Source organism: Streptomyces sp. NPDC004721, assembly GCF_053601495.1.
The window spans coordinates 1-1139 of sequence record NZ_JBSGBZ010000163.1 but is presented as its reverse complement, the minus strand read 5'-3'; the positions used below and the strand labels follow the sequence as shown (position 1 = coordinate 1139).

The 1139-nt window shown below is 65.7% G+C and carries 1 protein-coding gene; it reads right to left on the bottom strand.

Annotation, left to right across the window (positions count from 1 at the left end):
- Nucleotides 1-1091, bottom strand: a 1091-nt coding sequence (locus ACWEK3_RS42445; RefSeq protein ID WP_450547829.1) for an IS630 family transposase, incomplete at its 3' end; no start/stop codon positions are given.
- Nucleotides 1092-1139: the final 48 nt, after the last annotated feature.

Here is a 1139-nt window from a genome sequence, read left to right as displayed (position 1 = left end):
TAGTGTCCTGCGCCGGGAATTCGATCAAGATATGTGGCGAGGCGTTGCAGGATCTCGTCGGCGTCCTTCGTCCAGACGAAGGGCTTCGGGTCCTTGTTCCACTTCGCGATCCAGGAGCGGATGTCGCGTTCCAGGGCCTGGAGGTTCTTGTGGACTCCGCGTCGTATCTTCTTGTCGGTCAGGAGGCCGAACCACCGCTCGACCTGATTGAGCCAGGATGAGTAAGTGGGCGTGAAGTGCATATGGAAGCGGGGATGGGCCTCCAGCCACTTTCGGACTGTCGGCGCCTTGTGTGTGCTGTAGTTATCGCAGATCAGGTGGACGTCGAGGTCGGCGGGGACCTCCTTGTCCAACTTGGCCAGGAACTTCTTGAACTCCGCAGCCCGGTGGCGGCGGTGGATGGAGCCGATCACCTCACCAGTGGCCACGTCCAGGGCGGCGAACAGGGTGGTGATGCCGTGGCGGACGTAGTCGTGGGTGCGGCGCTCGGGCATGCCCGGCATCATCGGCAGCACCGGCGCCGAGCGGTCCAGCGCCTGGATTTGAGACTTCTCGTCGACGCACAGGACCAGGGCCTTCTCCGGCGGGTCGAGATAGAGGCCCACGATGTCGCGGACCTTGTCGATGAACTGGGGGTCATTGGACAGCTTGAAGGTGTCCACCTGGTGGGGCTTGAGGCCGAAGGTGCGCCAGATCCGTCCCACGGTGGACTTGGACAGCCCGCTCTCGGCCGCCATCGACGCGCGCGACCAGTGCGTGGCGTCCTTCGGGATGCGTTCCAAGGTGGCGACGACGACCGCCTCCACCTGCTCGTCGGAGATCTTCCGGGGCGCGCCGGGGCGCGGCTCGTCGCCCAGCCCGTCCAGGCGGGACTCCAGGAAGCGGCGACGCCACTTGCCCACCGTCTGCGGCCAGATGCCGAGTTCGGCGGCCACCTGCTGGTTCGACTTCCCCTCCGCACAGCCCAGCACGATCCGGCACCGCTGGGCCAGAGCCTGCGCGGACGTCGCCCGCCGCGACCAACGCACCAACGTCTCACGCTCGTCGTCGGTCAATGTCACCTCGGCCACCGGCCGTCCCCTACGCGCCACGCGGACAGCCTACAAATATTCATCGAACTTCAGGCGCAGAACACTAGG